This window comes from Pseudonocardia oceanicola (assembly GCF_047200735.1).
Lineage (GTDB): Bacteria > Actinomycetota > Actinomycetes > Mycobacteriales > Pseudonocardiaceae > Pseudonocardia.
Window position 1 is genome coordinate 72,266 of record NZ_JBJZON010000010.1, and the last position, 24,045, is coordinate 96,310.

Sequence of the window (24,045 nt, forward strand, 5' to 3'; positions counted from 1 at the left end):
TCAGGCCGCCGCCCGCGTGCCGAGCCGTTCGAGCACCCACGCGCCCACGTCGGTCGCCGACGGGTCCTCCACCAGCGACTGGGTGATCACCGGGAGCTCCCCGCGGATCCGCCGGGCGTCGCCGGTCATCACGTCCATGTCCGCGCCGACCAGCGGCGCCAGGTCGGTCTTGTTGATCACGAGCAGGTCCGCGGTGGTGACGCCGGGGCCGCCCTTGCGCGGCACCTTGTCCCCGCCCGCGACGTCGACCACGAAGATCTGCGCGTCGACCAGGCCGCGGCTGAACACCGCGGTCAGGTTGTCGCCGCCGCTCTCCACCAGCACCAGCTCGAGGCTCTGCCCGTCGCGGGAGCCGAAGCGCTCCTCGAGCGTGTCGATGGCGTCGAGGTTGGCGGTGATGTCGTCCCGGATCGCGGTGTGCGGGCAGCACCCGGTCTGCACGGCCTCGACCCGCTCCGGGGGGAGCACGGCGTTGCGACGCAGGAAGTCCGCGTCCTCGGTCGTGTAGATGTCGTTCGTCACGACGGCGAGCCGGACCCGCTCGCCGAGGCTACGGGCCAGCGCCGCCACCAGCGCGGTCTTCCCCGATCCGACGGGTCCGCCGATCCCGATCCGCAGCGCCCGGCCGTGCGCGGGCGGCGCGGCGTGGTGGTCGGGCTCGGACTCGGTGGGGTCGAAGGAGATCAGGTGGCCGTGACCGTGCTGATGGCCGGGGCCGCGCTGATGGATGGGGCCGTGCTGATCGGTGGGGTCGCCGCTCATCGGCGTGCTCCGTTCGTGGGGGTCAGGACGCGAACAACCGCAGACGTCCGCGGTGCTGGTCGACGTGGGCCTGCGCCATGAGGTCGAGCACCGGGGCGCTCGGCGCGGGCAGGTCGGACGGGGGGCCGTCGGCCGCGGACACCGCCTCGCCCACGACGGCGTCGAGCGTCGGACCGAGCCGGACCAGCACGGCGTTGACGGCGAAGGGGTCGAGCCCGAGCAGTCGCACCGCCGCGGACGCGGGCCCGGAGACCGCCAGGTAGGCGACGCAGCGCGCGGCGTCCTCGGGCGGCTCCCCGGCGATCCCGCACACGGCCCCGGCCAGCAGCGGATGGTGCGGCCGGGGATGGACGGCGACCAGGTCGTCGAGCACGGGCGACGGCCACGCGGTCCGCGCCGCGCGCAACGTCCCCCGCCCCTGCGCCCGCGAGGCCTCCCGCTGCGCCGCGCTGGGCGTCCGGGCCTCCAGCTCCGCGTCCAGCTCCGCCCAGCCCCCCCGTGAGTGGCGATAGTCGCCATGGCGGCTATCGCCGCTCACGACCACGGAGGCCGCGGCGAAGGCAGCGGCGACGAGGCCGGCGGTCCGCAACCGCCCCAGGAGGAATCCCTCGAGGGAGGCGACGTCCGGGACCAGGCCGCGGGAGACCGCCTCCTCCAGCCCGCCTGAGTGCACGTGCCCGCCGCCCGGGAAGCGGGCGTCGGCGAGCACCAGGGACGCGAGACCCATCAGAAGAGGAAGTACCGCTGGGCCAGGGGCAGCTCGGACACCGGGGCGGGCTCGACGACCACGCCGTCGATCCGGACCTCGAACGAGTCCGGGTCGACCTTCACCGCGGGCGTCGCGTCGTTGAGCAGCATGGCCGCCTTGGTGACCGACCGCGTGTCGTCGACCGCCACCGCCGCCTTGGTCAGGCCGAGCCCGTCCAGGCCGCCGTCGAGGGCGACGGACGCCACGAAGTTCAGCGAGGTCGCCGCGGCCACCAGCGGCGCGGCGCCGAACTGGGGGCGTGCGAGGACCGGCTGCGGCGTGGGGATGGAGGCGTTGGCGTCCCCCATCGCGGCCCAGGCGATGAACCCGCCCTTGACCACGACGTCGGGCCGCACGCCGAAGAACTTCGGCTCCCACAGCACCAGGTCGGCGAGCTTGCCGAGCTCGACCGAGCCGAGCTGCGAGCCCATGCCGTGCGCGATCGCCGGGTTGATCGTGTACTTCGCGACGTACCGCTGCGCCCGCAGGTTGTCCGCCGGGCCCGCCAGCGCGCCGCGGGCCTCCTTCATCACGTGCGCGGTCTGCCAGGTGCGACTGATCACCTCGCCGATCCGGCCCATGGCCTGCGAGTCCGAGCTCATCATCGAGATCGCGCCCAGGTCGTGCAGGACGTCCTCGGCGGCGATGGTGGTCGGCCGGATGCGGCTCTCGGCGAAGGCCAGGTCCTCCGGCACCGAGGAGTTGAGGTGGTGGCAGACCATCAGCATGTCGAGGTGCTCGTCGAGCGTGTTGACGGTGTGCGGCCGGGTCGGGTTGGTCGACGACGGCAGCACGTTCGCCGTGCCGACCACCTCGATGATGTCCGGGGCGTGCCCGCCGCCCGCGCCCTCGGTGTGGAAGGCGTTGATCGACCGGCCGGCGACGGCCTCCAGCGTCGACTCGAGGAAGCCGGCCTCGTTGAGGGTGTCCGTGTGGATCGCGGCCTGCACCCCGGACTCCTCGCACACCCGCAGGCAGGCATCGATCGCGGCGGGGGTGGTGCCCCAGTCCTCGTGCAGCTTGAACCCGCCGGCGCCCGCGCGCAGCTGCTCCCACAGGGCGTCGGCGCTGACCGTGTTGCCCTTGCCCATGAGCAGCACGTTGATCGGCAGGTGGTCCAGCGCCTGCAGCATCCGGCCGAGGTTGCGCGGTCCGGGGGTGACGGTGGTGGCCTTGGTGCCCTCCGCCGGTCCGGTTCCGCCGCCGCACAACGTGGTGAGGCCGGAGGCCAGCGCGGTGTCGACCAGGCCCGGGGTGATGAAGTGGACGTGCGCGTCGATGCCGCCCGCGGTGAGGATCTTGCCGTTGCCGGAGAGGACCTCGGTCGACGGGCCGATGACGAAGTCGACGCCGTCCATCGTGTCCGGGTTGCCCGCCTTGCCGATCCCCGTGATCCGGCCCTCCGTCACCGCGACGTCGGCCTTCACCACGCCCCAGTGGTCGAGGATCACCGCACCGGTGATCACCAGGTCCGGCGCGCCCTCGGCGGAGGTCACGCTCGACTGGCCCATCGACTCGCGGATGACCTTGCCGCCGCCGAACAGCACCTCGTCCCCCGACGCGGCACCGCGCGAGCGGTCCTCGGTGACCTCGATCAGCAGGTTCGTGTCGGCCAGCCGGATCCGGTCGCCGGTGGTCGGGCCGAAGAGGTCGGCGTAGCGACCGCGCTCGATCCGGGGGCCGGCGGCCGACGGAGTCGGCGGGGTCGGTGGAGTACTGCTCACGCCCCGTAGCTCCTCTCGCTCGGCTCGGCGGTGCGGGAGTCCAGGTCGCCGGCGTACTCGGCCCGCAGCCCCGGCACCCGCCGCTTCCCGGCGAGCGGCACGAGCACGACCTCCTTCTCGACACCCGGTTCGAACCGGACGCTCGTCCCGGCCGGGATGTCGAGGTGGGTGCCCCACGCGGCGACGCGGTCGAAGGCGAGGCCGGGGTTGACCGCGGCGAAGTGGAAGTGCGAGCCGACCTGCACGGGCCGGTCCCCGGTGTTGGTGACGACGAGCGTGGTCCGCTCGCGTCCCGGGTTCAGCTCGACCGGCTCCGCGCCCGGGATGATCTGGCCGGGGGCCCAGCCCCCGGAGGTTCCGCCGCCGGCCATCAGACGATCGGGGAGTGGACGGTGACGAGCTTGGTGCCGTCCGGGAACGTGGCCTCCACCTGCACCGAGTCGATCATCTCGGGGATGCCGTCCAGCACCTGCTCGCGGCCGAGCACCTCGCGCCCGCTGGTCATCAGCTCGGCGACCGTGCGGCCGTCCCGCGCGCCCTCCAGGACGTGATCGGTGATCAGCGCCACCGCCTCCGGGTAGTTCAGGCGCAGGCCGCGCTCCTGGCGTGCCCGCGCCACGTCCGCGGCGACGTGCACGAGGAGCTTGTCGCGCTCCTGGGGGCTCAGTTGCATGGCGACAGTTCTACGGCCCGGATGTTTCCGCACCGTTTCGCGGGAGGTGTTACCGGACGCGCTCGGGACGTCCCGCCCAGGTCACGGGCGGACGAGCAGCCAGTCCGAGGTGTGCCGGTACCAGGTCCAGCGCGGGGCGGGCCGCGGGTGCGGCACGCCGTCGGTCTCGACCCGGGCGCCGGTGGACCCGATCTGCAGGGCGCGGCCGGTGGCCGCGCGCACCCCCTTCCCCGGCAGCGCCGACACACCGCCGGGCCCCGGCACCGCGACCAGCCGGCGCACCCGGCCGCGCAGCACCAACGTGTCGTCGCAGTACGACTCGCCCTCCACGTCCCGCAGCACGCCGCGCCCGACCAGCACGCCGCCGGCGTCGTCCCGGATCAGCGGCGTGGGCCGGGCGGGGGCGTCGAGGGCGAGGGCGGCCGCGTCGCGCGGGAGCCCCCAGGCGACCGCGGCGGCCGAGCGCCGGCCGGTGGGCACGAACGCCACCTCGACGTCGAGCCGGTCCCGGCGCAGCAGCCGGACGAGCACGGCCGCGAGGTCGGCGTCGTCGCCGTGGACGATCACCCGACGCGGGGCCCGCTCGGCGAGCACCGGGTCGACGTCCTCCTTGCCCGGCCGCGCCGGCACCGAGACCGCCGGGACGTGCGCCAGTACGGCGGGCACCCGTCCGAGCCGCGCCGCCGGGCGGCTACCGTGGAACGGGAAACGGCGCACCGGCCTGTCGCCACAGGTCAGCAGCACCAGTTCCTGATCGATCGAAGCCACCTGATCGGTCACCCTCCCGCCGCAAGCCAGGACTGGAGTTTCACATGCCGGCGATCGTGCTGATCGGTGCCCAGTGGGGCGACGAGGGCAAGGGCAAGGCCACCGACCTGCTCGGCGGGTCCGTGCAGTGGGTGGTGCGGTACCAGGGCGGCAACAACGCCGGCCACACCGTCGTGCTGCCGGACGGGCAGGACTTCGCGCTGCACCTCATCCCCTCCGGGATCCTCACTCCGGGCGCCAAGAACGTGATCGGCAACGGGGTGGTGGTCGACCCGGGCGTGCTGCTGGAGGAGCTGGCCGGGCTGGAGAAGCGCGGGGTGGACACGAGCGGGCTCATGATCAGCGCGGACGCGCACCTGATCATGCCGTACCACATCGCCATCGACAAGGTGACCGAGCGCTTCCTGGGCAAGTCCAAGATCGGCACCACCGGGCGCGGCATCGGCCCGGCCTACCAGGACAAGGTGGCCCGCGTCGGCGTCCGGGTGGCCGACGTGCTCGACGAGAAGATCCTGCACCAGAAGGTCGAGGCCGCCCTGGCCTTCAAGAACCAGGTGCTGGTCAAGGTCTACAACCGCCGGGCCCTCGACGTCGACGAGGTCGTGGAGACCGTGCTGGCACAGGCCGACGGCTTCCGGCACCGCATCGCCGACACCCGGCTGCTGCTCAACCGGGCGCTCGAGGCGGGCGAGACGATCCTGCTCGAGGGGTCCCAGGGCACCCTGCTCGACGTCGACCACGGCACCTACCCCTTCGTGACCAGCTCGAACCCCACGGCCGGCGGCGCCGCGGTCGGCTCGGGCATCGGGCCGAACAGGATCGACCGCGTCATCGGGATCCTCAAGGCCTACACCACGCGCGTCGGCTCCGGCCCCTTCCCGACCGAGCTGTTCGACGCGTCGGGCGAGTACCTGCGCAAGACCGGCGGCGAGGTCGGGGTGACCACCGGCCGCCCGCGGCGCTGCGGCTGGTTCGACGCCGTGATCGGCCGCTACGCCCAGCGCGTCAACGGCATCACGGACTTCTTCCTCACGAAGCTCGACGTGCTCTCCTCGCTGGAGCGGGTGCCGATCTGCGTGGCCTACGAGGTCGACGGCAAGCGCGTCGACGACATGCCGATGACCCAGACGGACATCCACCACGCCGTGCCCGTGTACGAGGAGATGCCGGGCTGGTTCGAGGACATCTCCGGCGTCCGGGAGTTCGACGACCTGCCGGCGGCGGCGCGGGACTACGTGCACCGGATCGAGGAGCTCACCGGGGCCCCGGTCTCGGCGATCGGCGTCGGACCGGGTCGGGACCAGACGATCACCCGCGAGGTCTGACCCGCGCCAGGATCACCGAGCCGCGGGCGACCAACCGGTCGCCCGCGCGCACCCGGCACGACGTGAACACGGTGCGGCCGCCGACCCGGTCCAGGCTCGTGACGAGCTCGAGCCACTCAACGGCTCGACGAACGCCGAGGCGGGGAGGTGCACGAACCCCTCGGGCACCCCGTCGCCGTCCGTCACGCGGCGCACGAGCCGGTGTCGACGGAGCGGGTGAGCCCCGGCGCCCGCCCGAGCGCCTGCTCCACCTGGGCCGCGGTCAGCACGAAGCCGGTCTCGGAGTCGTCGAGCGCCGCCCCGAACACCACGCCCAGCACCTGGCCGTCCGGCGCGATCATCGGGCCGCCCGAGTTCCCGGACTGGACCTTCGCGCGGACGGTGTAGACGTCCCGGGTCACGGTGTTGGCGTCGTAGATGTCCGGCCCGCGCAGCTGGATCCGGTCGCGCACCTTGCCCGCGGAGATCGTGTACGGGCCGTCGAGCGGGTAGCCGAGGATGATCGCGTCGTCGCCCGGGCTCGCCGGGGCCTGCGCGAAGGACAACGGGTCGGCCTCGAGGTCCGGCACGGCCAGCACTGCGACGTCGATCTCCGGGTCGTAGCCGACCACCCGGGCGTCGAGCTGGCGGACGCGGTTCGACGAGGTGGTGACCTCGACCGTGGTGTCCGTGGTGCCCGCGACGACGTGCGCGTTGGTCATGACCCGCTGCGGGGCGACGACGAACCCGGTGCCCTCCAGCTGCCGCTGGCAGGAGGGGGCGCGGCCGTGCACCTTGAGCACGCTGCCGCGCACCTCGGACACGATCGGCAGGGTGAGCAGCGCGGGGTCCGGCGGCCCGACCTGCTGGATCCCCGGGGTGGTCTGGAAGGGGCTCAGCACGTCGGGGAAGCCGGAGCGGTCGAGCAGCGTGCGCAGCTCGGCCGGCAGCGAGCGGGCCTGGTCCGGCATCACCGAGTCGACGCCCTGGAGCACCTCGGACTGGCGCACGCTCGCGGCCAGCCCGGGGAAGCTCGCCGAGGCCAGCGGCAGCGCGACCAGCCACGCGGCGATCACGACCGTGGCGGCCTGGACGACCGCGCCGAGCGTGGAGTCGACCGCGAGGAAGCGTTCGCCGCGGATGCGGTCCCGGATCCGGCGGCCCAGGTACACCCCGAGCGTCTCGCCGAGCGCGACCAGCAGCACGACCACCACGATGCTCACGATGATCCGCGTGGTCTGCGCCTGGATGTCCGCGACCAGCAGCGGCGCCGCCCGGACGCCGAGGATGGCGCCGCCGAGCACGCCGACGAAGGACAGCAGCGCGACCGCCACCCCGTGCCGCCAGCCCGACACCGCCGCGATCAGGGCGAGGACGACGACCGCGACGTCGACCCAGCTCATCGCCCGCCCCCGGAGATCCGCCTCACGTGCCCGCAGCCTCCTGCCCGCCCTGTCGGCGTCCGTTCCGGTCGCCACCGCGTGCCGAGCGAGCTGCCGACCACGCCGCGCCCAGGTCCACGACCCGGGACTCGTCCCAGGGATGCGCCCATCCCGCGCGATCCAACAGGCCGGACAATAGGCCCCCGGTGAAACCCCACACGAGCACCCCCGCCACCAGGAAGGCGGGCCCGCGGTGCCCGCTGGGGTGGAACACGGTGACGCGGTTCGCCGGGTCGACGAGGTCGGCCACCGGCACCCGCACGACGGCGGCGGTCTCCGCCGCGTCGACGGCGTGCACCGCGCTCGGCTCGGCCCAGTACGCCAGCACCGGGGTCACCACGAACCCCGACGGCGGGATGAACAGCTCGGGCAGCAGGGCCAACGGCACGACGCCTGCGGGGTCCAGCCCGGTCTCCTCCTCGGCCTCGCGCAGCGCGGCGCCGAGCGGCCCGGTGTCCCCCGGGTCGATCCGGCCGCCCGGGAAGGCGACCTGACCGGCGTGGTTGCGCAGCGTGGAGGCGCGCTCGACCAGCAGCACGTCCGGCCCCTCCGGGCCCTCGCCGAAGAGCATCAGCACGGCGGCCCGCGGTCCGCCCGCGGGCGGTGGGACGCGGTGCGGGGCGAGGTCGAACGCCTCGACGCTGTCGAGCGAGCCCAGCAGCGGCTCCAGGAAGGCGGGTGCCGCCTCCGGGTGCACGTCGGTCATGAGGACAGCTTGCCCACCGCCGCGGCCACGTCGTCGGCCGACCCGAACGGCACCGGCGGGTCGACCCGGGCGACCGACCCGTCCGCGCGCACGACGTAGCTGGCCGGGATGGCCGGCGGCACCGCCAGGGCGGCCCGCAGCGCGCCCTCCGGATCGGTGACCGAGGGCAGCCGCACGCCGATCTCGGCGAGCAGCTCCAGTGCTGCGGGGTCGGTGTCCTGGATGTCGACGAGCAGCACGGGCACGGCGTCCGGCCGGGCGGCGTAGCCGGCGATGGCGGGCAGCTCCTCGCGGCAGGGCGCACACCACGAGGCCCACACGTTGACCAGGGCCGGCCGGCCGGCGAGCGCACCGCCGACGTCCACCGGGGCGCCGTCGGTCAGGCAGGGCACCACGATCCCGGCCAGCGGGCCCGCCCCGCCGCTGCCCGCCGGACAGGGCGGCAGGTCCGCCCGCGCGCGCAGGTCGGCGAGCCGGACGGGGTCGGCGGCCCTGTCCGCGGTGCTCCCGACGGTCTCGGCCGGGGTGCGGTCGGCCGGGGCGGGGTCGCGCGGCCAGAGCGCGACGACCCCGACCACCACCAGCGCCAGGACCACCACCGTGCTGACCAGCTCCGACCGGTGCCGGCGCAGCGCGGCCCGGCGCTCCGAGGTCAACGGGCCCATCGCGCGTCAGCCCCCGCCCAGCCCGGCGAGCTGCAGCAGGTGCGGTGCCTCGGGACCCTTGACCAGCACCGCCGCCGCGACCGGATCGGTCGGCCCGAGCCCGAACGACGGGCAGTCCATCGCCAGCGTGCACGCGCCGCAGGCCGGCTTCTTCGCGTGGCAGACCCGGCGCCCGTGGAAGATCACGTAGTGCGACGCCATGGTCCAGTCCCGCTTGGGGATCAGGGCGCCGACCTCGTGCTCGACCCGCACCGGGTCCTCCTCGCCCGTCCAGCCCCAGCGACGGACGAGCCGGCCGAAGTGGGTGTCGACGGTGATGCCGGGGACGCCGAACGCGTTGCCGAGGATGACGTTGGCGGTCTTGCGGCCGATTCCCGGCAGGGTGACGAGATCTTCCAGTCGGCCCGGGACCTCGCCGTCGAACCGCTCGACCAGCGCGGCGCCCAGGCCCATCAGCGCGGTGGCCTTGTTCCGGTAGAAGCCGGTCTGCCGGACGTACTCCTCCAGCTCGGTGCGGTCGGCGCCGGCGTAGTCCGCCGCGGTGCGGTAGCGCGCGAAGAGCGCCGGGCTGATCTCGTTGACCTTCTTGTCGGTCGACTGCGCGGACAGGATCGTGGCGACGGCGAGCTCGAGCGGGTTCGTGAAGTCCAGCTCGCAGTGCGCGTCGGGATACGCGACGGCGAGCGCCCGCAGGATGCGCCCGACCCGACGGGCGCGGCCGATCGGGCTCTCGCCGGCGGCGATCCGCGCGGACAGCTTCGCGACCTCACGGCTGGTGGGACGCCGGAGTGTGGTGGTCACACGACGAGACTACGGCGGCCCACCGACAGCCCGCGGCACGGCACGGAGCGTCGCGGAGGGGTGCCGCAGGTGACACGTCTCGATCGTGCATCGATCGCGACACGCGGAGCCCCCGGTGCGGCCGGGGTGCCCGGGGTGCGCCATCATCGACGGCGACATGACTGCCTGGTTAGCCGTCCTCGTACCGCTCCTGGTGATGTTCTTCGCGCTCGGCATGGAGCGCGTGGAGTCCCGGATGCGGGAGTCCACCGTGCGGCAGGACGAGCTCGACGAGCTGCTCGAGCGTCCCCGCCCCGACGAGGTGCGTGCCCTGTTCCGCCAGGGCACCGTCCGCGCGCTCGAGCTGTTCCGGCTGCGCAACCGGGGCGGAAGGCGCGGGACACGCCGGAGTAAAGTGTCCTCGTAGCCCGATCGGCCCGGAACGGGCCGGGCGGGGAGGGGGGCCGAACGGGTCGGTCCGCCGTGCCGGATTCCCCATCCGGGCACGGTGTTCGCACGTCGTCTCGTCACACTGTGCGGAGCGACCCCTTAGACTGGCGCGCCGATGATCCGCCGCGTGGCTGCGGCGGGTGTGGACAGGAGCAGGTGTTGTGGACGATGTTCTGATCCGGGCAGGGATCTTCCAGGGCGTGGAGCCGCACGCCGCCGAGGTGTTGGCGCAGGCCCTGGAGCCCGTGGAGTTCCCGCGTGGGCACGTCATCTTCAGCGAGGGCGAGCCGGGCGACCGGCTCTACATCATCGGCAGCGGCAAGGTGAAGATCGGCCGGAAGTCCCCCGACGGCCGCGAGAACCTGCTGATGGTTGCGGGCCCGTCGGACATGTTCGGCGAGCTGTCGATCTTCGACCCCGGCCCCCGCACCTCCTCGGCCACCACGGTCACCGAGGTGCGCGCCTTCAGCATGGACCGCGCCGCGTTGCGCGAGTGGATCGGCAAGCGCCCGGAGATCGCCGAGCAGCTGCTGCGGGTGCTGGCGCGTCGGCTGCGCCGCACCAACAACATGCTGGCGGACCTGATCTTCACGGACGTGCCCGGCCGCGTGGCCAAGTCGCTGCTGCAGCTGGCCCGCCAGTTCGGCTCCCAGGAGTCCGGCCTGCTCCGCGTGACGCACGACCTGACCCAGGAGGAGATCGCCCAGCTCGTCGGCGCCTCCCGCGAGACCGTCAACAAGGCGCTGGCGGACTTCGCGCACCGCGGCTGGCTGCGACTCGAGGGCAAGAGCGTGCTGATCCTCGAGCCCGAGCGGCTCGCCCGCCGGGCCCGGTAGAGCCTACCCCTGCTCGTCCGCCGCGCGTGGCCGCTCGGTCACGCGCCGGACGAAGCCGACCACCCGCTCGACCACGTCCTCCGCGAGGGGCTCGGCGGACTGCCGGCGGTAGGTCGACGGCCCGCCCGCGTCCGGCGTGCGCCGCAGCAGGTGGGTCACGCCGGGGGCGCGGTAGGCCTCGCCCCCGGTGAGCCGGGCGATCAGCTCGGCGTCGGCCGGGTCGACCTGGACGTCCCGCTCGCCGGTCACCGCGAGCACGGGAAGCGGCGCGAGCCGCTCGACCTGCGGCCGGGGATCGGCCTGGAGGAACTCCCGGAACCAGCGGGCGTTGGTGCGCAGCGGCCCGTGGCCGGTGACGTCGGTCGTGGTCGCGCGCAGCGCGGTGATCCGCTTGCGCTGCAGCGCCGTGACGTCGATCCGCGCCAGTCGGAGCAGCGCCCGCACCGGGCCCGGCAGCGTCCCCAGGACGGCCCGGCCCTGGTAGCGCAGCACCTCCTCCGCCGGGTGGGCCGCCCCGGACAGGAGCACGACCCCCGCGAGCTCGCCGTGCTCGGCACCGAGGGCGACGGCGTGAAAGGCGCCCTCGCTGTGCCCGGCGACCACGATCCGCTGCGCGTCGACCTCCGGACGCGCGGCCAGCGCGGCGAGTGCCGCCTCCGCGTCGCGGGTGGTGTCGAGGAAGCCGGTGCGGAAGAAGTCCCCGGTGCTCGCGCCCGTCCCGCGCTTGTCGACCCGCAGCGAGGCGACACCGGCGTCGGCCAGCGCGTCGGCCAGCAGGCGGGTCACCCCGAGCGTCGCGCGGCGGTGGTCGCTGTCGCGGTCGAGCGGCCCGGAGCCCGGCAGCAGCAGGACCGCCGGCACCGGGCCGGTGCGCGCGGCCGGCAGGCGGAGCGTCCCGGCCAGCCGCTCGCCGTCGGAGTCGACGACGATCTGGGGGGCGTGGGTCCGCCGGTCCCGGATGCGGGCGGCCAGCCCGTCGGGATCGGCCGTGCCGAGCAGCATCGCGTCGTAGCGGGAACCGGTCAGCTCGATCCGCAGGGCGGGAGCGCCGGCCCGGGCGATCACGAGTTCGCGGTGGCCGCGGCGCCGCCACGTGCCGATGTACGTGCGGCGCGGGACGGCGAGGCCGGGGGCCCGGATGCCCCGCAGGGCGCCCCGGGCGTCCGGGACGACGCGGACGTCGCCGATCGCCCCGAGCGGGACCGAGACCCCACGGATCAGGCCGGCGAGCCGCTGGCCGCGGGTCGGGGCGACGACGAGCCGGTCGCCCTCCAGGCGTACCGGAACCGTGCGGGCCACTCGTGGACCTCCTGTCGACGGAGCGTCTGTTACCGTCGAAGAGAACGTTATCATAGATGAGAACGGTGGTGAGGAGATGCCGGCCCGACCGGACCTGCTGCTGCACCCGGTGCGCATGCGGGTCGTGCGTGCGCTGCTCGGCGGCCGCAGGTGCACCACCGGCCAGCTGCGCGACGAGCTGTCCGACGTTCCCGTCGCGACGCTGTACCGGCAGGTCGCGCGGCTGGTCGAGGGTGGTGCGCTGGAGATCGTCGACGAGCACCGGGTCCGCGGCTCCGTGGAGCGCACCTACGCCCTGCGCGACGGCGTGGTGGACGTCGGGCCCGAGGAGGCCGCACGGATGACGCCGGAGTCGGCCAAGCAGGCCCTCACCGCGTTCCTCGCCGCCCTGGCCGCGGGCTACGAGCGGTTCCTCGACACGCTCCCGGACTCGCCGGAGGCGCTCGCCCGCGAGGTGCACGGCTTCCGGACCGCCGCGTTCTGGCTCACGGAAGCCGAGCTCGCCGCGCTCACCGAGGACCTGCGGGCGGCCCTGGCCCCGTACCGGGCGTGCGGCGAGGGCGGCGGACGGCGTCGGGTGCACCTGGCGACGGTCCTGTTCCCGGATCCACCATGTGTGGCGGCACCGACATAACTGGTACGCCCGTACCAGAATGTGCGATCCTCGACCCGTGTCCGTCTCGCTCGCCGACTACCGCGCCGCCGTCACCGCCCCCGGTGCGGCCGTGCCCGTCCTCACCTCCGCGGTGGGGCGGTTCCCGGTCGCCATGTTCAGCTTCGCCACGCTGCTCTACGTGCAGCGCGAGACCGGGTCGTTCGCGGTCGCGGGTGCCGTCTCGGCGGGCTCGCTGATCGGCGTCGCCGTCGGGTCGGTGCTGCAGGGCCGGCTGATGGACCGGCGGGGGCCCTCGGGCGTGCTGCTGGCGGTCGCCCTCCTGTTCCTGCTGAGCGCCGGCGGGCTCGTGACGGCGGTCGAGACGCGGGTCGCGCTGCCCGTGGTCGTCGGGGTCGCGCTGCTCACCGGGCTGGTCATGCCCGCCATGCCCGGCGCCTCCCGGGCCCTCTGGGAACGGCTGGTGCCGGCCGGCCCGCGCCGCGAGGCCGCGTACAGCTACGAGGCGATCAGCCTCGAGGTCTTCTTCGTCCTCGGGCCGGGTGTGGCCGCGCTGCTGGCCTCCCTGCCGTGGCCGGGGACGGGCACCGCCGTGGCCGTGGTCGCGACCGTCATCGGCGCGGTGGGGTTCGCCCTGAGCGGGCCCGTGCGGGGCAGCCTGCCGCTCCCGTCGGCCGGCGGGTCGCCGTGGGGCGCGATCGCGAGCCCGGGCATGCGGACGATCGCGCTGGCCGGGCTGGGCTTCGGGCTCGTCGTCGGCGCGGTCGAGGTCGGGGTGCCCGCGGTCGCCACGGCTCTCGGCGAGCCGTGGCTGGGCGGCGCGCTGCTCTCCGCCTGGTCGGTCACGTCGGTGCTGGTCGGCGTGCTCTACGGGATGCGGCCGTGGCCGCGGGCGCTGCACCTGCGGATGCCGGTGCTGGTGGCCGGGTTCGGCGTGCTGGTGCTGGCGATGTGGCTCGCGGGTGCCGCGGACTCGCTCCTGCTGCTGGTCCTCGCGATGCTGGCCGCGGGCGGACTCATCACCCCGCAGACCACCGGGCACTCGCTCGTCGTCGAGGTGGTGGCGCCCCGCGGCGCGGCCACCGAGGCGTTCGGCTGGGTGGTCACGGCGATCACCGTGGGCGCCGCGGTCGGGCAGTCCCTGGCCGGGGTCGTGGTGGAGGCGACCGGTGCCGCCGGCGCGTTCCTCACCGGGGGCGCGGCCGGGCTGCTCGTCGGCGCCGCGCTCTGGGCGCGGCGCCGGACGATCGAGGGCACGCCCTCAGCCGCGTAGGTAGTCCAGCTGGGCCCTCACCGACAGCTCCGCGGCGTCCCACAGCCGCTCGTCGACGTCGGCATACACCACCTCGACGACCTGGCGCGGCGTCGCGTCCCCGGGCAGGGTGCGCAGGGCCTCGCGGACCTGGTCCAGCCGCTGGTGGCGGTGCTCGCGGTAGTGCTTCGCGACGGCCGCGGCGTCGGGCAGCTCGGGGCCGTGGCCGGTCAGCACGGTCGTGCCGGCCGGCAGGTCGGCATACCAGTCCAGCGAGGTCAGGTACGGGGCGAGCGCGCCGTCCGGGTGGGCGATCACCGTGGTGCCGTGGCCGAGGATCATGTCGCCGGCCAGCAGGGGCGGCGGCCCGTCCTGCCCCGGGCCCTCGACCAGGAACGACGTCGAGTCCGAGGTGTGCCCCGGTGTCGCCACCACGCGCAGCTCCAGGCCGGCGGCGGCGACGACGTCGCCGTCGGCCAGGGCTTCCGAGCCCAGCACGAGGCTCGGGTCCAGGGCCTGCACCGGCGCCTTCGTCAGCTCGGCGAGCCGGCGCGCCGCGCCGCTGTGGTCGTGATGGCGGTGGGTCAGCAGGATGCGGGCGACGGGCCCCTGCGCGGCCACCCGCGCGAGGTGCTCCTCGTCGTCCGCCTCACCCGGGTCGACGACGACGCACTCCTCCACCCCGGGCGCCCGCAGGATCCACGTGTTGGTGCCCTCGAGCGTCATCGGCCCGGGGTTGTTCTGCAGGAGCACCGAGACCAGGGGGGTGACCTCGCGGAGCTCGCCGTACGCGGGAGCGGTCACGCCGGTCGCACGGGAAGGAACCGGTGCTCGGACCCGTCCGGGAGGATCACGTAACGGACGCCCTCGTCGTCCTCGCGGAACCGGGGGTGCACCGGGGTCAGGTCGCGGCCCGTGCACCCCGCCAGCGCCTCCGCCGTGGTGCCGAAGGCGGTGAGGTCGCGCACCGAGAGCAGGGTCGGCGGCATCAAGGTCATCTCGCCGGTGTCGAACGCCTCCAGCGCCGCCTCCGGGTGCCACCAGGCCGCCTCGACGGCCTCGGTCGTGTGGGCGTCGGCCTCCTGGCCGGCGGGCATCGCGGCGACGAAGAAGAGCGTGTCGTAGCGGCGGCCCTCCTGCGGCGGGGTCACCCAGTGTGCCCAGCTCCGCAGCAGGTCCGAGCGCAGCACGTAGCCCGAGTCGACCAGCACCTGGGCCAGGGAGATCGTGTGCTCGACGAGCTGCTTGCGCCACAACGGGGCCTGCGAGGTGAGCGAGCCGGGTTCGCCACCGGGTGGGCCCGCGAGCAGGACGCCGGTCTCCTCGAAGAGCTCGCGCACCGCCGCGGAGACGGCCTGACCGGCGACCTGCGGCGACACGCCGAGCAGCCCGGCCCACTCGGCGGGGTCGGGGCCGGCCCAGCGCTCGGCCTCGGGCACGTCGGAGGGGTCGACGCTGCCGCCCGGGAACACGGTCATGCCGCCCGCGAAGGCCATCTGCTTCACCCTGCGCTGCAGGAAGACCTGCAGCGGCGCGCGTCCGGGCGGGGGCGCCGGGTCGTCGCGCAGCAGCAGCACGGTCGCGGCCGGCTTCGGCTGCGCGGCTCCGTTGGTCGTGTTGTCCCCGGCGACGCTCACGCCCGGACCTTAACCCGACGGGTCCCGGTGGCCGGGAGTGAAGAACGCCACCCGCCACCCGGACGCAGGAGACGGTGCGGGCGCGGGGGCGGCGGCCCCGGGCAGGATGGGGCCGTGGACCAGCTGCGCGTCGGACTCGTCGGGGGTGGGCCGTGGGCCCGCTCCGTGCACGCCCCCGCCCTCGCCGCCCATCCCGGGGTGGAGCTCGCGGGCGTCTGGACCCGCCGGGCGGAACCCGCTCGTGAGATCTCCGCGCTGCACGGAGGCAGGCCGTACCCAAAGTTCGACGAGCTGCTCGAGGCGGTCGACGCCGTCGCCTTCGCCGTGCCGCCCGCCGTGCAGGGGACGCTCGCGCCGGGGGCGGCGGCCGCCGGGAAACACCTGATCCTGGACAAGCCGCTCGCCGACACCCTGCCGGCTGCGGAGCGGGTCGCCGCCGCGATCACCGAGGCCGGCGTCTGCTCGACGACGGTGTTCACCCTGCGCTTCCATCCGCCGGTCCGCGCCTGGCTCGCCGGCTTCCCGGCGGAACCCGCCGGCCCCGACACGGCGGCCACCGCCCGCTGGCTCTCCGGGGCGCTGCTCGGCGGCCCGTACTCGGCGTCGGCGTGGCGGGCCGAGCGGGGCGCCCTGCTCGACATCGGCCCGCACCTGGTCGACCTGCTCGACACCGCGCTCGGCGAGGTCGTCGCGGTCGAGTTCGCGCACGCCGGGGAGCAGGACCTGTGGCGCGTCGGGCTCCGACACGTCGGCGGTGCCCGCAGCACCCTCTCGCTCTCGCTCGCGCTGCCGGTCGACCCGACCGAGATGGAGGTGACGGCCTTCGGCTCGGTCGGGCGGCACGTCCTCACCGACCGTCCCGCCGACGCCACCGCCTCCTACGCCGTCCTGCTCGACGAACTGCTCGACGCGATCGGCGGCGGCCGCGCGGACGGCCCGTACTCCGCCGCCCGCGCCCTGCACGTGCAGCGGGTGCTCGCCCGGGCCGAGGAGCTGGCCCGCGGATAGGGCGCTCCCGGCGGGACGTCGGTGCGGTTCGCGGCGTCCGGGAGGGCCCTGACGTCCCGGTTCCGGACGTGCACGGCCGGGCCCGACCGTGCGGGCCCGGCTCGTGCGGACGTTCAGCCCGCCAGGTCCGGCGGGTCGTAGGGACCGGAACCGTTGCGACGCTCCGGCGACGACTCGCGGACCGCCAGCTCCTGCTGGAGCAGGCGCAGCAGGTCCTGCTCACGGCTGGACAACGACGACTGCGCTCCCGGTGAAGGGCCCGACGGCGGGTTCTGCGGCCCGGGCGCCGGCGCAGGGGTGGAGGTCTCGGCGTCACCGACGGGGTCGGTGGTGCTGTAGGGGGCCGTCCCGCCGCCCGGCTCCGCGTCGTCGCGGTCGGAAACCGACCTGGCCCCCGTGCCGAAGGGGTCGTCCGGACGGCTGGGCGGCACCTCGCCGGGACCGAACAGCCCGCTGACGGGCTGCTCGGCGGACCGGCGGATGCGCGGGATGGTGCGCGGCACCGGCCGGGGCGGCGGCATGCCGTCGGACCGGTCCTGCGGCCCCTCCTCGGGGCGCGGTGCGGCGTCCGGAGTGGTGGCGGCGCCGGCGTCGTCGGTCACGAAGCCCCACGGGTCCGGCTCCGCGTCGTCCGGGCGGTGCCGGGCGCGCCGACGGCCGCCCGGGACCGGACGGATCGTCGGCGCCCCGTTCCTCGCGGCGCGGCGGCCGGTGGGGGGTTCGTCGCCCGCCACGGCCGGGTCGTCGGCTGCATCACCGACGGTGGGCTTGCCGGAGGCCGGGGAGCTGCCGCGGCGGAGACCGGGGCTTTCTGCGTCCGGTGCCTCGCCGCCGGAGAGGGGGGCGGGTGCGTCCTCGCTCCGGCGCGTGCCGCCTGCCTCGCCGCCGAGGACCGGCCCGGGGGCGTCGCCGCCTCCCCGCGAGCCGGGGCCCTCGCCGCCCAGGCGGGAGCCGGCCATGTCCTCGTCCGGGCCCGAGCCGGGGAGAGTGCCGCCCCGTGGCGCGGCGGGGATGCCGGTGCCCCCGTTCGTGGGAGCCGTGCTCGCGCGCGGCCGGGCGCCGGGACCACTGCCGTCGGAATTCTCGGCCGGTGCCGGACGGTCGTTCGTCGCGAACTCCTGTCCCGGTCGGCTCGCGGGGCCGTCCGCTGCCTGATGGCCGCCTGCGCTGCCCCGGCCCGTGCGGTCCTCGTCGGCGGCGGCCGCCGAGCCCAGCGGGTCGAGCGGGTCGATCCGCAGGGGGCCGTGCCGCGGGTCGTCGGTGCGGTCGGCCTCGGGCTCCACGGCCGCGGGCGAGGCGGCGAGCCCGTCCCGGGTCGGGACCGGGTGCCGGGTGCCGTTCGACCGGTCGAGCAGCCCGCCGAGCGACTCCGGACCGCCGGAGCGGCGGCCGGTGGCGTCCCGCGGTCCGAACAGGTCCGAGCCGTTCGGGAACTCCGAGCCGCTGTGCCGTGCGTCGGCACGACGACGCCCGCCGCGGCCCGACGCCGCCGGATCGACGGCGTCGGCCCGCTCCCCACCGCGGTCCTGGCCCTCGGGGCCGGTCGTGCCGGGGCGGTCGCCAGGTCCGGCCGGGTCGGCGTCGGCCGGTTCGTCGGTATGCGCCTGCTCGATCGTGCGGGGGCCGCCGGGCTCGTGCGAGCCGACCCGCATCGGAGCGGCGAAGGCCGCACCGGCCCCGGCTGGCGGCGGCATCTCGTCGCTGGACCGGCCGGTGGGATCGGTGATGTCCTCGTGGGGCGCGGAGGCACTGCGGCCCACCGGCTGATCAGCTGCCGGGTACCCGGACGCGGGGTGCGGACCCGCTGCGGGCATCGCCCACGCGCCGGAGGTCCACTCGCGCGTCCACTCCGCGGTGGGCTCCCGCTGCGGCTCCTCGGCGCGTCGGCGGCGCCGCCTCCCGGGCACCTCGTCCGGATCCTCCGGCTCGGTCTCGGCCCGAGCGGGCGGCTGTGCCTCGGCCCGAGCCGGCGGCTGTGCCTCGGCCTGAGCCGGCGGCTGTGCTTCGGTCGGCAGGGCTGCCTGTTCCCCGCCCGGCGCCGTCGCCTGGTCCCCGCCGGACGCGACTGCCGGTCCCCCGCCGGGTGCGGCTGCCTGTCCCCCGCCCGGAGAGATCGCCTGCTTCCCACCCGGGTCGGCGGCCCGCGCCTCGGCCCGCGGGGCCGCCTCGTCCCGAGCGACCCGTCGCACGTCGGAGGATCCGGCCCGCTCCTCCTCCGCCACACCGGGCGAACCGGCGTCCTCGTCCGGCGCGGCCGGGGCGCGCCCGTCGACGGCCGGCGATCCCTGCTCGGCAGCGGGGCCGACGACCGGTAGCGGGCCGGTCTCGGCCCGGTCGAGCCGGGCGTCGAGCAGCGGCTCGCGCAGCGGACCGCTCAACGGGTCGCGCATCGAGGCGAGGACGGGCGGGTCCTCCTCCAGGTCCTCGTGGTCCGGCGCAGGCCCGGCGGGAAGGCCGGCGTCGGCGGGGACGACCGGGGTCGGGCGGGTGACGGGACCGTGGCGCGGTGCGCTCGGCGGCTCGTGGCCCGGCGTGGGCGGAACCACGCTCAGCGCGGGGCCGGAGCGGCGGGACGCCCGCGTGCGCTCGAAGGGAGTGGTCCGCGGCTCGTCCGGCGGCATCTCGACCGGCCCGAGCGGGGGCCGTGAACCGTCGGGGTGCGGACCGGTGCCGTGCGGGACCGGGACCGGGACCGGGCGCGGCCGGGGCCGGTCGACGGGCGGCCCGGCGGGCTCGGGCAGGGGTGCCGACCCGGGGTGCGCCTCGGCGGGAGGTGTCCCCTCGGGCCGGGCGCTGCCCGGCTCCGCGTCGTGCCTCGGGACCGCAGGCCCGGGGGGAGGTCCGTCGGGCTGCGGGTGCAGCGGCTGGAACGCGGCCGGCGGCCGCGAACTCGTCATCGGCCGGCCGAGGGCCGGCCGCGGGAACGGCGGACGGGTGCCCGGGTCGGCGGGCCCCGGCCGCGGGGACGGCGAGGGCCGCGACGACGCGTCCGCCGGACCGGGCCGGGGCCCGCCGGACCGGCCCGGCGCCTCCCGGGCGCCCGACGGCCCACTGCCCTCGAACGTCTCGCCACGGCCGGAACCGGCCGCCCGCGCGGACGGCGGCTCGCCCGAGCCGGCTGCGGCACCCACCTCGTCGGGTTCCGCGGCCGGGACGACACCCGCCGGTGCCCCGACCTCCCGCGCCCGCTCCAGCGCGGCGCGCTGGTAGGCGGGGAGCGCGTCGGCGGGCGTGTAGGCCTCCACCGAAGCCGGCAGGCCGGACCGCAGCAGGTGCGCTCCGAGCCGGTACGACACGACCTCGGGCGCGATGCCCGGGCCGGACAGCTCCACCAGCACCACCGGGTGCGGCACCGGCCCCGGCGCGGCCCCCGCGGGCGTCATCCGCCAGGTCAGCCGCACCGTCGAGCCGGGCGGCGGCGAGATCAGCAGCTCGGCGATCCGCTCGTCGGCACCGGCCGGACCGGCGCCGAAGACGTGCCGGGTGCCGTCCAGCGAGCCGGCGGCGCGGGCGAGGAGGCCGTCGGCGTCGAGCTCGATCGCCCGCCGGCGGGCCAGCTCCACGACCTCGGACCGCAGCGGGGCGGGGAGGGCGGTGCGGTCGGCGACCAGCGTCGCGACGAGGATCTCCAGCGCCTGCGGCTCCTCGCCGATGGCGACGAGCTCGCGGGCGGTGGCCAGCAGGTCGTCGTCGACCCGGCCGGCCAGGGCCAGCAGCAGGTGATGCGTGCTCGGGGCAGGTGGGGCCGACACCGGGCCCTCCTTCTTTCGGTCAGCTCGCGCCGGAGAGGGCCGGCGTCGCGAACTCGGTCTCGGCGCCGGGCCGCGTCCACACGGAGCGGGACCCGACGATGGCGGCCTGGTGGTAGGCGGGGGGCTCCAGCCCGGCGGGGAGCACCTCGACGCAGGGCGTCCGGTCGCCGTGCACGCGCAGCAGCCGTTGCAGGGTGCCGGTCAGCTCCCAGGCGCGTCCGGCGCCCAGGACGAGGAGCACCCGCTGCTCGCCGTGCCGGCCGCGGCGCGCGTGCCGCACCTCCTGCGTGCCGGGGTGCCCGGCCACGACGGCCCGCGCGCCCAGCACGGCGAGATCGGGCAGCTCGGGACCCGCCGCGAACGCCGGATGGGGAGCGTCCGGCGTGTGCAGCGGGAGGACGGCGTCGACCAGGCGGTTCTCGCCCGCCGTGGCGGCGAGCAGGGTGCGTTCGGCGTCCGTGATCCCGATCCGGTTGCGCAGCAGGGCGCGCGGCAGCAGCGCACCGACCGGCGCCGCCGCACCGGCGGCGAGCCAGTCCCGCAGCCGCCAGAGGACGTCGTCGGGCAGCCGTCCGGCGAGCCGGACGAGCAGCTCGTGGGCCGCGGCCGCCTCCACTACGCGACCTCGACGATCAGCTCGACCTCCACCGGGGCGTCGATCGGCAGCTCGGCGACGCCGACGGCGGAGCGGGCGTGCGCACCCGAGTCGCCGAACACCTCGGCGAGCAGGTCCGACGCGCCGTTGACCACGCCCGGCTGGCCGCCGAACCCGGGGGCGGACGCCACGAACCCGACGACCTTGACCACGCCCTTGACGTTGTCCAGCCCGACGAGCGCGTCGACGGCGGCGAGCGCGTTGAGCGCGCAGATCCGGGCGAGGTCCTTCGCCTCCTCGGCGGTGACCTCCGCGCCGACCTTGCCGGCCTTCGGGAGCGTGCCGTCGACGAAGGGCACCTGGCCGGCGGTGAAGACGAGCGAGCCCGAGGCCTTGGCCGGGATGTACGAACCGGCGGGTGCCGCCACGGTCGGCAGCTCGAGGCCGAGCTCGGCCAGCCGCTGCGTGGGGGTGGTCACGACTGCTGCACCGGGCGCTTGAAGAACGCGATCAGGTTCTCCGGGGTGGCGCCGGGGACGACCGAGACCAACTCCCAGCCGTCCCGGCCGAAGTTGTCGAGGATCGCCTTGGTGTTGTGGATCAACAGCGGGGCGTTCAGGTATTCCCACCTGGTGACGGCCGGGGAGGTCATGAGCCGGGACTGTAGCCCGGCGCCGTCACCCGGTAGCGGGCCGGAGGGCCCGGTCTGCGACGAGCGGGCGTCCCCGGACGGACCGGCGGGGAGCGGGCACGTGACGCGGTCCGCTCGGACGAGCCGCTCGCCGCACTGCTCCGTACGCTGGTGGCGTGACGTCATCCGCCGGGGCCCCCGATCCGTGGGCGGCCCGACTGCACGTGGTCTCGGGCAAGGGCGGGACGGGGAAGACGACGGTCGCGGCGGCGCTCGCCCTGGCGCTCGCCTCGCGCGGCCGCCGGACCCTGCTCGTGGAGGTCGAGGGCCGGCAGGGCATCGCCCAGGTCTTCGACACCGCCCCGCTGCCCTACGAGGAGCGCCGGATCGCCGTCGCGCCCGGCGGCGGCGAGGTCCGCGCCCTGGCCGTCGACGCCGAGGCCGCGCTGCTCGAGTACTTCGAGATGTTCTACAAGCTCGGCGTCGCCGGCCGGACGCTGCGCAGGATGGGCGCGATCGAGTTCGCCACCACCCTCGCGCCCGGCCTGCGGGACGTGCTGCTCACCGGCAAGGTCAAGGAGACCGTCTCGCGGCGGGAGAACGGCAGGCCCGCCTACGACGCCGTGGTGCTCGACGCCCCGCCGACCGGTCGCCTGGTGACCTTCCTCGACGTCACCCGCGCGATGGCCGAGCTCGCCCGCACCGGCCCCATCCACAGCCAGGCCGAGGGCGTGGTCGAGCTGTTGCACTCGGACCGCACGATGGTCCACCTCGTCACGCTGCTGGAGGACCTGCCGGTGACCGAGACCCTCGACGCCGTGCGCGAGCTGCGCGCCGCCGACCTGCGGGTCGGTTCCGTCGTCGTCAACCGGGCGCGGGAGCAGTGGCTGCCGGACCGCTCGGTGGCCTCCGCCGCGCACGGCCGGGTCGACGCGGGGCGGATCCGGTCCGGGCTCGCCACGGCCGGTCTCGACCTGCCGCCGGAGGTGATCGACGGGCTGGTGGCCGAGACCGTCGAGCACGCGGTCCGGGTGGCGGCCGAGGCCGCGGCCGGGGAGCGGCTGGCGCGGGAGGCCGGCGACGTCCTGCGGCTGGAGCTGCCGCAGCTGCTCGGCGGGGTCGACCTCGGCGGGCTCTACGAGCTGGCCGAGCACCTCTGTGAGCAGGGCGTGCGCCGGTGAGCCCCGCGACTCCGCCGGCCCTCGACGTCGACGCCCTGCTCGACGACCCGGACACCCGGATCCTGGTCTGCTGCGGCTCGGGCGGCGTCGGCAAGACGACCACGGCCGCGGCCCTGGCCCTGCGCGCGGCCGACCGCGGCCGCACGGTCGTGGTGCTCACCATCGACCCGGCCAAGCGGCTGGCGCAGGCCCTCGGTCTGGACGAGCTCAGCAACGAGCCGGGCAGCGTCCCGGGCCTCGGCGGGTCCGCGGAGGGCGGCTCGCTGCAGGCGATGATGCTGGACATGCGCCGCACCTTCGACGAGATGGTGTACGCCCACGCCGCCCCGGACCGGGCGGAGAAGATCATCGCCAACCCCTTCTACCAGACGATCTCCACGTCGTTCTCCGGCACGCAGGAGTACATGGCGATGGAGAAGCTGGGGCAGCTCTGCGCCCGCGGCGAGTGGGACCTGATCGTGGTGGACACCCCGCCGTCGCGGTCGGCGCTGGACTTCCTCGACGCCCCGCAGCGGATGTCGACCTTCCTCGACGGCCGCATGATCCGGCTGCTCAGCTCACCGGCCCGGGCGGGCGGCCGGGGCCTGCGCAAGATCGTCGGCGCCGGGTTCGGACTGTTCGCGAAAGCGGTCTCGACGATCCTCGGCGGGCAGCTGCTGGCCGACGCCTCGGCGTTCGTGCAGGCCTTCGACACCATGTTCGGCGGGTTCCGCGAGCGCGCGACCAAGACCTACGAGCTGCTGCGGTCGCCGGGGACCTCGTTCGTCGTCGTCGCCTCCCCGGAGCCCGACGCCCTGCGGGAGGCCGCGTACTTCGTCGACCGGCTGGCGGGCGAGGAGATGCCCCTGGCCGGGCTCGTCCTCAACCGGACGCACCCGGTGCTGGCGCCGCTGTCCGCGGCCCGCGCCCGGACTGCGGCGGAGAACGCCGGCTCGTCGCGGCTGGCCGGTGCGGTGCTGCGGCTGCACGCGGACCGGGTGGACCTCGCCGAGCGGGAGGAGCGCCTGCTCGCCCGCTTCTCCGGCGCCCACCCGGGCGTGCCGGTGGTGCGGGTGCCCGCGGTGGCCGGCGACATCAGCGACCTCGACGGCCTGCGCGAGGTCGGCGAGCGGCTGGCCGCGGAGGACGAGGCCCTTCCCGCCTCCCCCGGCACGATCCACCAGTTCAGGTGACCGCCGAGTTCCGGTAGCGCGAGTCGCGGGTTCTGGCAGCGCGAGTC

General features: G+C 75.7%; 25 protein-coding genes. 8 read left to right on the forward strand and 17 right to left on the reverse strand.

What is annotated here, in order from left to right:
* From ureG to ACL02T_RS16430, 6 genes are all read right to left on the reverse strand, one after another.
* The gene (gene ureG / locus ACL02T_RS16405) at positions 1–762 is read right to left on the reverse strand and encodes an urease accessory protein UreG (RefSeq protein ID WP_412831587.1); all 762 of its coding nucleotides are present in this window, start codon (positions 760–762) and stop codon (positions 1–3) included.
* A gap of 22 nt (positions 763–784) precedes the next feature.
* Entirely contained in the window at positions 785–1,489 is a 705-nt protein-coding gene (locus ACL02T_RS16410; protein WP_412831588.1) for an urease accessory protein UreF, read from the reverse strand.
* Positions 1,489–3,234: an urease subunit alpha gene (locus ACL02T_RS16415; protein WP_412831589.1), complete on the reverse strand. Its 1,746-nt coding sequence runs from the start codon at positions 3,232–3,234 to the stop codon at positions 1,489–1,491. Before ACL02T_RS16415 ends, ACL02T_RS16410 begins: the two co-directional genes overlap by 1 nt.
* Complete coding sequence (locus ACL02T_RS16420) at positions 3,231–3,605, reverse strand: urease subunit beta (RefSeq protein WP_412831590.1); 375 nt, start codon at positions 3,603–3,605, stop codon at positions 3,231–3,233. The genes ACL02T_RS16415 and ACL02T_RS16420 overlap by 4 nt, the downstream gene beginning before the upstream one ends.
* Positions 3,605–3,907 (reverse strand): urease subunit gamma, encoded by a 303-nt coding sequence (locus tag ACL02T_RS16425; protein ID WP_412831591.1) that lies wholly within the window; start codon positions 3,905–3,907, stop codon positions 3,605–3,607. The genes ACL02T_RS16420 and ACL02T_RS16425 overlap by 1 nt, the downstream gene beginning before the upstream one ends.
* A gap of 81 nt (positions 3,908–3,988) precedes the next feature.
* Positions 3,989–4,675: a hypothetical protein gene (locus tag ACL02T_RS16430; protein ID WP_412831592.1), complete on the reverse strand. Its 687-nt coding sequence runs from the start codon at positions 4,673–4,675 to the stop codon at positions 3,989–3,991.
* 44 nt (positions 4,676–4,719) lie between these two features.
* Between ACL02T_RS16430 and ACL02T_RS16435 the strand changes: the two genes are divergently transcribed.
* On the forward strand, positions 4,720–6,000 hold the full coding sequence (locus ACL02T_RS16435; RefSeq protein ID WP_412831593.1) for an adenylosuccinate synthase: 1,281 nt from the start codon (positions 4,720–4,722) through the stop codon (positions 5,998–6,000).
* A gap of 182 nt (positions 6,001–6,182) precedes the next feature.
* Here ACL02T_RS16435 and ACL02T_RS16440 read toward each other — a convergent pair whose 3' ends face one another.
* The 4 genes from ACL02T_RS16440 to nth are packed head-to-tail and all read right to left on the reverse strand — an operon-like array spanning position 6,183 to position 9,548.
* The gene (locus tag ACL02T_RS16440; protein ID WP_412831594.1) at positions 6,183–7,382 is read right to left on the reverse strand and encodes a MarP family serine protease; all 1,200 of its coding nucleotides are present in this window, start codon (positions 7,380–7,382) and stop codon (positions 6,183–6,185) included.
* Positions 7,383–7,404: 22 nt separating this feature from the next.
* Complete coding sequence (locus tag ACL02T_RS16445; RefSeq protein WP_412831595.1) at positions 7,405–8,127, reverse strand: NUDIX hydrolase; 723 nt, start codon at positions 8,125–8,127, stop codon at positions 7,405–7,407.
* A complete protein-coding gene (locus tag ACL02T_RS16450) occupies positions 8,124–8,792 on the reverse strand; it encodes a TlpA family protein disulfide reductase (protein ID WP_412831596.1) in 669 nt (222 codons plus the stop codon). The genes ACL02T_RS16445 and ACL02T_RS16450 overlap by 4 nt, the downstream gene beginning before the upstream one ends.
* Before the next feature lie 6 nt (positions 8,793–8,798).
* Positions 8,799–9,548 (reverse strand): endonuclease III, encoded by a 750-nt coding sequence (gene nth / locus ACL02T_RS16455; protein WP_412831700.1) that lies wholly within the window; start codon positions 9,546–9,548, stop codon positions 8,799–8,801.
* Positions 9,549–9,750: 202 nt separating this feature from the next.
* Here nth and ACL02T_RS16460 point away from each other — a divergent pair, with 202 nt between their 5' ends.
* The gene (locus tag ACL02T_RS16460) at positions 9,751–9,999 is read left to right on the forward strand and encodes a hypothetical protein (RefSeq protein WP_037041896.1); all 249 of its coding nucleotides are present in this window, start codon (positions 9,751–9,753) and stop codon (positions 9,997–9,999) included.
* A 184-nt stretch (positions 10,000–10,183) separates the two neighbouring features.
* Positions 10,184–10,858: a Crp/Fnr family transcriptional regulator gene (locus ACL02T_RS16465; RefSeq protein ID WP_412831597.1), complete on the forward strand. Its 675-nt coding sequence runs from the start codon at positions 10,184–10,186 to the stop codon at positions 10,856–10,858.
* Between the two features lie 3 nt (positions 10,859–10,861).
* On the opposite strand, the gene ACL02T_RS16470 is transcribed toward ACL02T_RS16465, so the two are convergent.
* On the reverse strand, positions 10,862–12,157 hold the full coding sequence (locus ACL02T_RS16470) for an alpha/beta hydrolase (protein ID WP_412831598.1): 1,296 nt from the start codon (positions 12,155–12,157) through the stop codon (positions 10,862–10,864).
* A 76-nt stretch (positions 12,158–12,233) separates the two neighbouring features.
* Between ACL02T_RS16470 and ACL02T_RS16475 the strand changes: the two genes are divergently transcribed.
* Together ACL02T_RS16475 and ACL02T_RS16480 are read left to right on the forward strand one after the other, a co-directional pair.
* Positions 12,234–12,791: a helix-turn-helix domain-containing protein gene (locus ACL02T_RS16475; protein WP_412831599.1), complete on the forward strand. Its 558-nt coding sequence runs from the start codon at positions 12,234–12,236 to the stop codon at positions 12,789–12,791.
* Positions 12,792–12,828: 37 nt separating this feature from the next.
* The gene (locus tag ACL02T_RS16480) at positions 12,829–14,043 is read left to right on the forward strand and encodes an MFS transporter (protein ID WP_412831600.1); all 1,215 of its coding nucleotides are present in this window, start codon (positions 12,829–12,831) and stop codon (positions 14,041–14,043) included.
* On the opposite strand, the gene ACL02T_RS16485 is transcribed toward ACL02T_RS16480, so the two are convergent.
* Complete coding sequence (locus ACL02T_RS16485; RefSeq protein WP_412831601.1) at positions 14,032–14,826, reverse strand: MBL fold metallo-hydrolase; 795 nt, start codon at positions 14,824–14,826, stop codon at positions 14,032–14,034. The genes ACL02T_RS16480 and ACL02T_RS16485 overlap by 12 nt on opposite strands.
* On the reverse strand, positions 14,823–15,659 hold the full coding sequence (locus ACL02T_RS16490; protein ID WP_412831602.1) for an NUDIX hydrolase: 837 nt from the start codon (positions 15,657–15,659) through the stop codon (positions 14,823–14,825). Before ACL02T_RS16490 ends, ACL02T_RS16485 begins: the two co-directional genes overlap by 4 nt.
* 114 nt (positions 15,660–15,773) lie before the next feature.
* On the opposite strand from ACL02T_RS16490, the gene ACL02T_RS16495 reads away from it, so the two are divergent.
* Complete coding sequence (locus ACL02T_RS16495) at positions 15,774–16,667, forward strand: Gfo/Idh/MocA family protein (RefSeq protein ID WP_412831603.1); 894 nt, start codon at positions 15,774–15,776, stop codon at positions 16,665–16,667.
* 113 nt (positions 16,668–16,780) lie between these two features.
* On the opposite strand, the gene ACL02T_RS16500 is transcribed toward ACL02T_RS16495, so the two are convergent.
* From ACL02T_RS16500 to sp36, 4 genes are read right to left on the reverse strand one after another with little or no spacing between them, the layout of a single operon-like run.
* Entirely contained in the window at positions 16,781–20,419 is a 3,639-nt protein-coding gene (locus ACL02T_RS16500) for a hypothetical protein (RefSeq protein WP_412831604.1), read from the reverse strand.
* Positions 20,420–20,438: 19 nt separating this feature from the next.
* Positions 20,439–21,035, reverse strand: a complete 597-nt coding sequence (locus ACL02T_RS16505; protein WP_412831605.1) for a hypothetical protein — start codon at positions 21,033–21,035, stop codon at positions 20,439–20,441.
* The gene (locus ACL02T_RS16510; protein WP_412831606.1) at positions 21,035–21,493 is read right to left on the reverse strand and encodes a RidA family protein; all 459 of its coding nucleotides are present in this window, start codon (positions 21,491–21,493) and stop codon (positions 21,035–21,037) included. Before ACL02T_RS16510 ends, ACL02T_RS16505 begins: the two co-directional genes overlap by 1 nt.
* Positions 21,490–21,666 carry a Sp36 family protein gene (gene sp36, locus ACL02T_RS16515; protein WP_197040498.1) on the reverse strand — a complete coding sequence of 59 codons (177 nt, stop codon included), beginning with the start codon at positions 21,664–21,666 and terminating at the stop codon, positions 21,490–21,492. The genes ACL02T_RS16510 and sp36 overlap by 4 nt, the downstream gene beginning before the upstream one ends.
* Positions 21,667–21,821: 155 nt before the next feature.
* Between sp36 and bagA the strand changes: the two genes are divergently transcribed.
* Together bagA and bagB are read left to right on the forward strand one after the other, a co-directional pair.
* Complete coding sequence (gene bagA, locus ACL02T_RS16520; protein WP_412831607.1) at positions 21,822–22,826, forward strand: ATPase BagA; 1,005 nt, start codon at positions 21,822–21,824, stop codon at positions 22,824–22,826.
* Positions 22,823–23,998, forward strand: a complete 1,176-nt coding sequence (bagB, locus tag ACL02T_RS16525; protein WP_412831608.1) for an ATPase BagB — start codon at positions 22,823–22,825, stop codon at positions 23,996–23,998. The genes bagA and bagB overlap by 4 nt, the downstream gene beginning before the upstream one ends.
* The last annotated feature ends 47 nt before the right edge of the window (positions 23,999–24,045 follow it).

What these genes read in the sequence shown, in the direction of transcription:
- ACL02T_RS16450 (WP_412831596.1), bottom strand. Translation starts at nt 8,792, where the DNA reads ATGGGCCCGTTGACCTCGGAGCGCCGGGCCGCGCTGCGCCGGCACCGG.
- ACL02T_RS16440 (WP_412831594.1), bottom strand. Translation starts at nt 7,382, where the DNA reads ATGAGCTGGGTCGACGTCGCGGTCGTCGTCCTCGCCCTGATCGCGGCG.
- ACL02T_RS16445 (WP_412831595.1), bottom strand. Translation starts at nt 8,127, where the DNA reads ATGACCGACGTGCACCCGGAGGCGGCACCCGCCTTCCTGGAGCCGCTG.
- ACL02T_RS16435 (WP_412831593.1), top strand. Translation starts at nt 4,720, where the DNA reads ATGCCGGCGATCGTGCTGATCGGTGCCCAGTGGGGCGACGAGGGCAAG.
- ACL02T_RS16460 (WP_037041896.1), top strand. Translation starts at nt 9,751, where the DNA reads ATGACTGCCTGGTTAGCCGTCCTCGTACCGCTCCTGGTGATGTTCTTC.
- ACL02T_RS16425 (WP_412831591.1), bottom strand. Translation starts at nt 3,907, where the DNA reads ATGCAACTGAGCCCCCAGGAGCGCGACAAGCTCCTCGTGCACGTCGCC.
- ACL02T_RS16475 (WP_412831599.1), top strand. Translation starts at nt 12,234, where the DNA reads ATGCCGGCCCGACCGGACCTGCTGCTGCACCCGGTGCGCATGCGGGTC.
- ACL02T_RS16410 (WP_412831588.1), bottom strand. Translation starts at nt 1,489, where the DNA reads ATGGGTCTCGCGTCCCTGGTGCTCGCCGACGCCCGCTTCCCGGGCGGC.
- ACL02T_RS16420 (WP_412831590.1), bottom strand. Translation starts at nt 3,605, where the DNA reads ATGGCCGGCGGCGGAACCTCCGGGGGCTGGGCCCCCGGCCAGATCATC.
- ureG (WP_412831587.1), bottom strand. Translation starts at nt 762, where the DNA reads ATGAGCGGCGACCCCACCGATCAGCACGGCCCCATCCATCAGCGCGGC.
- sp36 (WP_197040498.1), bottom strand. Translation starts at nt 21,666, where the DNA reads ATGACCTCCCCGGCCGTCACCAGGTGGGAATACCTGAACGCCCCGCTG.